Source organism: Aeromonas enteropelogenes, assembly GCF_000819845.1.
Taxonomy (GTDB): domain Bacteria; phylum Pseudomonadota; class Gammaproteobacteria; order Enterobacterales; family Aeromonadaceae; genus Aeromonas; species Aeromonas enteropelogenes.
Genome location: NZ_CDCG01000040.1, coordinates 1 through 7,076, shown reverse-complemented (window position 1 = coordinate 7,076; position 7,076 = coordinate 1). Strand labels below are relative to the sequence as shown.

Genomic DNA, 7,076 nt, shown 5'->3' with positions numbered 1-7,076 from the left:
AAGACAAGACAAGACAAGACTAATGATTTGGTCATAAAAATCACATTCAATGAAAAGTTATCAACGGAATACTATACCACCTATATAGCCATCTTTCAGTTCTACTAGTACACGTCCTAGCATCCTCATTGATAACGTCACAATATCACTATCAACCAGCTCTATAACCCCAGTCAAAACCGTACTGGTAGAAATGTTAATGGGCTGTTTGACATCATTAACGTCTGCTTTATAAACCACTGCATACTTAAGAAAAAAACACTACTGATAGAGCACTTTGAGATATCTAACTTTGTGATGGGGATTTATCATCAGATACTGGGGCCTGTCTTCCCACGGGAGCCCAGTAGTAAGGATAAAAATGTCGTTCAAGACGGCATGGTCATTAAGGCGTTGACGGCACCTCAAGGCGAATAGTGTCGGGGTGGAAGAGATGTCCAGAGCCTCTTGCTGATGATTTATCGTGCCATGCCGTCTATATAAGATAAGGGATTTTTAAAATCAACTCAGTTTTTTAGCGGTTATTAATTGCATGCTACATATCATTCAAAATTATACCAAGCCCTGATTTTGGGTATTTGTCTTTTATTACCTCAACGTAGTGCTCATCACCAAAATAAAAATCTATCTTTGACAAATAGTCTTGAGCAGCTAAATAGCACCTCTTTTCTGGCCAGAAAAAATCGACTACACAATTATTTATTTTAAAGCCACTCCTATCCATTTCAGAATAAATATACACAGCACTAGCAAAGAAGTTGACAAGATCGCCTTTTTCTTTTTTCAAAGATAACAAAAACTTATAAAAACCTAACTCAATATCGTCTAATGTTAACTCACCACTGGCAACATGCAAGAACAAATATTTAATGGATAAATAATGGTTGTGCCCACCCCAGTCTCGATCCACCACAAAAAAATCACCATTACCCCTGAAAAAATCCTCTGGGTGGGTCATAAAATCTTGGATGTTCATATAATACCTACTTATATTCTTGTAGTGTCATCAAACAACGACAATAATTTACCGATATCGCCATTATGCTTTATCTGATCCGCGCCCTCTAATGCAGCTTCACTTAATCCGCCCTTAGTTTTTCCACCGGGCACCCACTCTTTTGATAGAGCGCCTGGCTCATTACCTGTTGGAATTTTGTAACTAAACCTAGGATCCTAGGATCATTGGGTTTTATCCTAATATAATACAGTTCACTGTTGGCAACTACTTTTAACCCATCCTCATCAAGCCCGAGGGCCAATTTTTCATTTAGAAACCGAGCTTTTTCCATGGGGTCTTCAATCCTTGAAGCCTTTGATGCAATTGAAGAAATCTCTGAGTTCAAACCAACAAACTTACCATTCGGTAAACTCTTATAGGGACTGTTTGGGTTAAGCCAATCAGCTATCTGTATGAATCCCCCGCCTTGGTCCTCAAATAACTTCTCGTGAGCAGTAACATACTCATCAGGCAAATATGACCTTGGATTTTCTGGTCGATTGCCTCTTTCTAAGTTGATGATTTCATCATATTTCTCCTGAGTCATCGGAATGTCAGCAGGTTTTACGGCATTGGCTGTATTATTTGGTCTATATGGCGCCGGCTTGGCATCTGGGCATACTCCATCGACACTGGATAGACCCAACGGGTCTATCCAACGAAGTGGGTTTTGACCAAATCGATAGCCATTCAAACCACCCAACAAACCGACCGGATTGGGAGTGATAAATCTACCCGTCCCGGGCTGGTAGTAGCGGTGGCGGTTATAGTGGAGGCCCGTCTCGGCATCATAGTACTGCCCTTGAAAACGCAGGGGCGTCTCAACTTCGGCCAGTTCCTGTTTCCACACATTGCCATAAGCGCGATAGCGCACCTGCCAGGCGGTTGCACCATTTTCTCGCGTCAGCGCCAGCGGGGTACCAAGGTGATCCAGTTGATAGTGGAATACCTCTGCGCCTTGCCCTTCCCCTTCCAGCTGCACCAGCGACTTGAAGCTACCGGGCTCGTAGATAAAGCTGCGGTAACCACCCTCGCTGCAACTTTCGGCAATCAGGTTATTGGCCTGCCACAAGAACTCGCTAACCTGGTCGCCCTGTTGCTCATTTTGCCCAACGAGCGTTTTGCGAATACGGCGGCCAAAGGCATCGTAGTCGTAACGGGCGATGCTCCCACCTGGCAACTCGACTCTGATCAGCTGATGCTGACAGTCGTAGTGATAACGGATGACAAGTGACTGGCCCTTGCCTCGCAGCTCTACTTCCAACCGGCCAAATTCATCGTATTCGAAGTGGCGATCCCCGCTAAAGAGCAAGCGGTTGCCCTGGGTGCTGGCGGCATCAAACCGATTGCCCTGCGTCTGGCTCAACAGGTTTCCTGCCGGATCATGCAGGAATCGCTCGGTCAGCTCGCCGCGCACCTCCAGCAAACGGTCCAGCGGATCGTAGCGATAATGCAATTCCCCCTGGGCACTGTCGTTGATGTGCAACAGATTGCCTGTGCCGTCATAGCCATAGCGCCGTTCGCGGGCAATCTGTTGTCCGCGTTGCAATCGCAGAGCTGTCAGACGTCCCTGCTCGTCATATTCGTATTGCTGGGTCAATGCCCCTTGGCTGCGATGCATCTCCAACCCGCCGACTATCTGATGGCGAGTGAGTTCGGCACCATTGAGATCGACACCGCTCAGGGCACCATGCTGGTAGTGGTAAGCAAGTTGGTTAGTATCGAGGAGTTGCCAATGTGACTTCCCTGATCATTGGCCTTGCCTTTCAGGTAATTTGCTGTTGGTGATCCTAATAGGCCTTCAGCCACTTGGTATGCTTGGCCTTATCACCTCTAGCCAGCCAGAAAGCACGGATGTTCTCGGCCAATTCTGCGGCCATGGCATGCTCGTTATCACGACGACAAATCAAGGACTGGGCCAACAAGTTTTGGTACTGCTTCATTGATACCTCTTAACCCGCTACCCAAATCAATTAACCGGATTGGTATCCGTTTTAGGTTGTGCAGCACGGTAAGCGTCCATTATCGGGGCCCAGTCCATACCGAGCGGTACAGGATGTTGCTTGAATAACTCGCCATATTTCTTGTCGAAATCATTCATACCATATTGGCGTGCTATCGGTACTCTCTGATCATACCAATCATCGGTCACCTCTTCGGCGATACCTCGGGTGAGCACTAGATCAGGGCTGAGTTGCAATCCTCCTCCGGTTAATATGACCTCGAAATAACCACCAGGAGCCAAACCAAAATAGAGGCGATTTCGTCTATCATAACGCCCTTCGACCAAATACACCTGACGCATTTTCTGCTCTAGATCGATAGGTAAATCTACCTTGATGCGGTATCGTTTTCGATCATGGAACGAAACCATCTCAATCACAGCTTTATCGGGGACGGGCACACCGTCAGTAGGCAGTCCTCCACCACCAGCCCAGTAATATTTTTTATTGATAAGTTTACTCTGAAGAATGCCAGCATTGCACCCTCCCCCTGGATAACCCACCACCTTCTTACCTTGCCAGTAAAACTCTGCTTTTGTTGTACAAAAATTGTCAATATTAGAGCCTGTACCATAACGCCAAGAAAAAGGTTTGATCTGTGTATTCGCAGCACAAGCCAACAGAGGACAAAGCAGGCCAAGCACTAATATCCATCGTTTTAACATCATGACTCCTTGTTCCCTATCAGTTCGCGCCTCTCTTTACTAATACTCGTTTCGTCTTTATTGATATGGGCCGGATTTGCAATACCCTTGTTGCTGGCACTGTGGTGAAGATAATCACGACGCAAGGCGCGGTAAACATCGGGCGATAATTGATGGGCCAAGTTCTTGGCAACCTTCTGTTCGATAGCAGATAGGGCCCAAAGTTTATCCAGCGCCTTCAAGTCAGCCTCTGGCCGTTTGATAGAGAGCGGCTCAAGCTGCAATGCTCTATCATCCGGCATCCACGCTTTAAACGGCACCCCCACGGCTCGGCCCGCCTCAACCATCATATGCAGTGGAATACGGGAGTATTCCCCCTCGACCACCCGGCTCATCAGTACCTCCACATAGACCGATTTTTTGCTGGGGCCTGTACTATTTTTCCCGTTGGGGCGTTGGAAGGAGTAAGGCTTCAGGCTGATCGCCCCCAATGGCGGCACGGCGCCACGAGACAGGCTGTGGTTGATACGAGTGACCCAGCCCAACGTTCGTTTCTCCTCGGCATACGCCTTGGCTTTTTGATAGGCAATGCTCTCGGCATCTGGTGTTGAAACAGTTTCCACACTCATAAAACGTTCCAACTCAATGCACTCGATCAGGGCTGGATCGCGGTTGGGATTGCTCAAACTCCAACGGCTATAGTAACCACCACCTATGTCAGAGTGAGCCCCCGGTAGCGCCAACTCAGTAAAGTGAGCAGGAATACGGGCGCCTGCTGTATCTTCTGTAATGCGCGATAGCGGGAAGTATTTACGCACCTCATCCTGCGCGGTGAGATGTACTACCCGTTCTGCGCAATCGGCTTTGAGCTGAACATTGACATTAGGGTTGTAAGAAGAAACTACGGTATCGAACAGGCCCACAAAGGTAAAGCGAACATCATCGCGGCTAGCCCAATCAAATCCCACCTTCAGGCGAATATCCGGGCTATTCGCCATAGTTTGCACCAATGGATGATCGGATTTTTGGTCGATAGTATTGACGAAATGGCGTGCAGCAGCGGCGCCCCGACTAAAGCCAAACACATCGAATACGATGCGATGGATGCAGTCGATACTTGGTAAAACATCACGGAGATCATCTTGAATACTCATCAGAATTGTATCTGTGCAAGCTTGCGTCACTTTTCCAATGATGGAGGTATTTTCTCCACTAAAATCGAGATCAAACCCTTGGGTCAGGGTATCGTCCGAACGATATTTAGGGCCATTTTTTCCCGCAATTGGATCGCGCGTTCCAATACCACTGATATAGGCTCTCGCACTCAACGTTTCTGCGCCAAATAAATATTGGTCATTAAGTTTCCAAACATTGGTTACGTCATTAGCCGAACTCCCTTCAACCGGGCTTTGCCCCATCTGGCAGCCCCGTAGCTCTTTCTCCCGCTGCACAGGATCTGAGCAGGTTTCCAGCAGCCACTGCTCTACTTTTTGCAGCCCCGCCTGGGCGTTGTGGGTGTTGTTACCCGTGCCGTCAAAAAACACCCCGATCCGCAAAGTAGTGAGCTGATAGCCCTTCACCTCAATCACGTAAGAGTGCTTAGTGATAAACCGTGGCGGCTGAGCTTGCCCGGCTTTGTGTCCTTTAGGAAGCGGCTGTTCGGGGTCCGTGAGGCAGAGGTCGCCAGTGGTTACCTTGACATGCTCGCGCTTCACATCGTCGTGCCCGAAGAGTTTGTCGGTATAAGCGGGAACCTGGCTGGTTTCGCCTGCTTTCAGAGCCTCACGAGACTGTGCGGCTTTCAACCATGGCTGGGTCTCCAGCTTGACGGTGACCGGACCCACCGCAAAGCCTTGTACCAGGGTTGGGCCATCTTTCAGGGTCACGGTTTTGCTGGTGCCGGTGGCATCGTTCAAGGTGGCCTTTTGCCCCTTGAACGAGCGGTTCTGTTCGTCCCGAACATCTATCTCAATCCAGCAGTTGTTCTTCTCACAGGGGATGCAGTGGGCACTGATAGCCATTACACAGCTCCTATCAAGTCAGGGTATTTGTTCAGCCAGTTATTCACCTGAGCCATTTCGTCGTCGGTCAGCATCAATGGCGCTCTGATGGCATCAAGCTCCATGCTTGCTTGCAACGTGAGAGCGCCAGCTACAACGCCATCCAGGACGTCACCTGCCAGCCCTGCTTGATTGGCCTGCTTGAGGACGGTGGTAATGGCAGCTTCCGGATTGGGATGACGTGCCATCATATCCTCCATCCGTTGCCAAAAGTGGCGAGAGAGGATGTAGGCGTGACGGCTTTCGTCATACAGCGGCGTCAGGTGGTGAGGCTGAATGCGAAACCAGGGCGCTTGGTGAGGAGTAAATTTGGTATCTGGCGTGCGTTGCCACGCACAGTTGTTGGCCCACAGACTTGAGCAAGGACCCAGCACATCATCGAGCTCCTGCTGACTCATGGTGCCCAGCATCTTGGGAAAGACCCGATTATCGGCATAGCGCAACCACATCACTTCCCCTTCAAAGGCCACTTCTATCAGACTTTGCCAGTGCTGCAGGACGACATCGATAGCGGCATCGCTCGCGACATATACGCCCCCCAGCTGCGGGTGAGTGGCAATAAACTCGGGTGCAGGGTTGGGGAGTAGCCAAGGGCCTTGTTCGGCCTGGTCCGCAAACGCCGTACCGGCAAACAAGGGGATGGCATTGGCACCGCCTTGATTGCAGTAGTCTGCCACAGCAGTGGTATCGAGCGCGGCATCGATGATGGCAAACAGCTGGCCGGGATATTGGCTGCGCCACTCTTGCAAGGTCATGCCTTACCTCCCTGAGCAAAGGGGCAAGGCTTCACCAGTGGGGCCATGGATTCCATGCTCTTTTGAATAGCGCTCGCCGGGATAGTGGCTGGTGGTGCGGACGGCACTTTGACTGCACCCGGCAGGAGCGGCATCTGCCCCCCCCAGCCAGAACCTGAGCCGGGACTGCCGCCCGAGTTCATCTTGATGGTCGGGCCGACCAGGGTAACGCCGCCGCCATCGACCTTGATAAAGCAGCCACCGACCTTGACGGTGAGCTCACTGCCCGCCTCCAGTACCACCTTGGCACCAGCCTTGACGTGCACCTCCTGCCCGGCCTGGGTTAGCCAGCTCTGCCCCAGCTTCTGGTGCAGGCTGGCATCGACCGTGAGGGAATAGTCTGCCTTGATATGATCCCGCTTCTCACCTTCCACCGTCAGGTGGTCGTTGGCCTTGATGCGCGTCACCCGCTCGTTGTCGATGTCTCTGTGCTCGTCGTGTTTGATGTGCCAGGCAGCATCATTCTCAATCAGCACGTTCAGGTCTTTCTGACCGTGCAGGTAAATCTCTTCCTGCCCCGCCTGGTCTTCAAAACGCAGTTCGTTGAAGCCTTCCCCCTGGTGGGTCTCGGTGCGCAG

The 7,076-nt window shown here is 50.5% G+C and carries 8 protein-coding genes; 1 reads left to right on the top strand and 7 read right to left on the bottom strand.

Translation table 11 applies throughout. The annotated features are described in order from the left end of the window. Window positions 1–535: 535 nt before the first annotated feature. Window positions 536–976, bottom strand: a complete 441-nt coding sequence (locus tag BN1123_RS16890) for a hypothetical protein (RefSeq protein WP_042028449.1) — start codon at window positions 974–976, stop codon at window positions 536–538. Between the two features lie 103 nt (window positions 977–1,079). Further along, the gene (locus BN1123_RS21025; protein ID WP_231555616.1) at window positions 1,080–2,597 is read right to left on the bottom strand and encodes an RHS repeat domain-containing protein; all 1,518 of its coding nucleotides are present in this window, start codon (window positions 2,595–2,597) and stop codon (window positions 1,080–1,082) included. A 15-nt stretch (window positions 2,598–2,612) separates the two neighbouring features. On the opposite strand from BN1123_RS21025, the gene BN1123_RS21915 reads away from it, so the two are divergent. Next, the gene (locus tag BN1123_RS21915) at window positions 2,613–2,738 is read left to right on the top strand and encodes a hypothetical protein (protein ID WP_268746128.1); all 126 of its coding nucleotides are present in this window, start codon (window positions 2,613–2,615) and stop codon (window positions 2,736–2,738) included. Between the two features lie 49 nt (window positions 2,739–2,787). Here BN1123_RS21915 and BN1123_RS21725 read toward each other — a convergent pair whose 3' ends face one another. The 5 genes from BN1123_RS21725 to BN1123_RS16860 all read right to left on the bottom strand — a co-directional run. Then, window positions 2,788–2,940, bottom strand: a complete 153-nt coding sequence (locus BN1123_RS21725; protein ID WP_167335317.1) for a hypothetical protein — start codon at window positions 2,938–2,940, stop codon at window positions 2,788–2,790. 26 nt (window positions 2,941–2,966) lie between these two features. After that, complete coding sequence (locus BN1123_RS16875) at window positions 2,967–3,665, bottom strand: DUF2931 family protein (protein ID WP_042028446.1); 699 nt, start codon at window positions 3,663–3,665, stop codon at window positions 2,967–2,969. Continuing rightward, window positions 3,665–5,665, bottom strand: a complete 2,001-nt coding sequence (locus BN1123_RS16870) for a phospholipase effector Tle1 domain-containing protein (RefSeq protein ID WP_042028443.1) — start codon at window positions 5,663–5,665, stop codon at window positions 3,665–3,667. The genes BN1123_RS16875 and BN1123_RS16870 overlap by 1 nt, the downstream gene beginning before the upstream one ends. Beyond that, complete coding sequence (locus BN1123_RS16865; RefSeq protein ID WP_026457051.1) at window positions 5,665–6,459, bottom strand: DUF4123 domain-containing protein; 795 nt, start codon at window positions 6,457–6,459, stop codon at window positions 5,665–5,667. Before BN1123_RS16865 ends, BN1123_RS16870 begins: the two co-directional genes overlap by 1 nt. Further along, a partial coding sequence (locus tag BN1123_RS16860) for a bacteriophage T4 gp5 trimerisation domain-containing protein (protein WP_042028440.1) occupies window positions 6,456–7,076 on the bottom strand: 621 nt, incomplete at its 5' end. The genes BN1123_RS16865 and BN1123_RS16860, both read right to left, overlap by 4 nt.

Coding starts and splice junctions, on each gene's coding strand:
- BN1123_RS16865 (WP_026457051.1), bottom strand. CDS start 6,459: ATGACCTTGCAAGAGTGGCGCAGCCAATATCCCGGCCAGCTGTTTGCC.
- BN1123_RS16870 (WP_042028443.1), bottom strand. CDS start 5,665: ATGGCTATCAGTGCCCACTGCATCCCCTGTGAGAAGAACAACTGCTGG.
- BN1123_RS16890 (WP_042028449.1), bottom strand. CDS start 976: ATGAACATCCAAGATTTTATGACCCACCCAGAGGATTTTTTCAGGGGT.
- BN1123_RS21915 (WP_268746128.1), top strand. CDS start 2,613: ATGCATCTCCAACCCGCCGACTATCTGATGGCGAGTGAGTTCGGCACC.
- BN1123_RS21725 (WP_167335317.1), bottom strand. CDS start 2,940: ATGAAGCAGTACCAAAACTTGTTGGCCCAGTCCTTGATTTGTCGTCGT.
- BN1123_RS16875 (WP_042028446.1), bottom strand. CDS start 3,665: ATGTTAAAACGATGGATATTAGTGCTTGGCCTGCTTTGTCCTCTGTTG.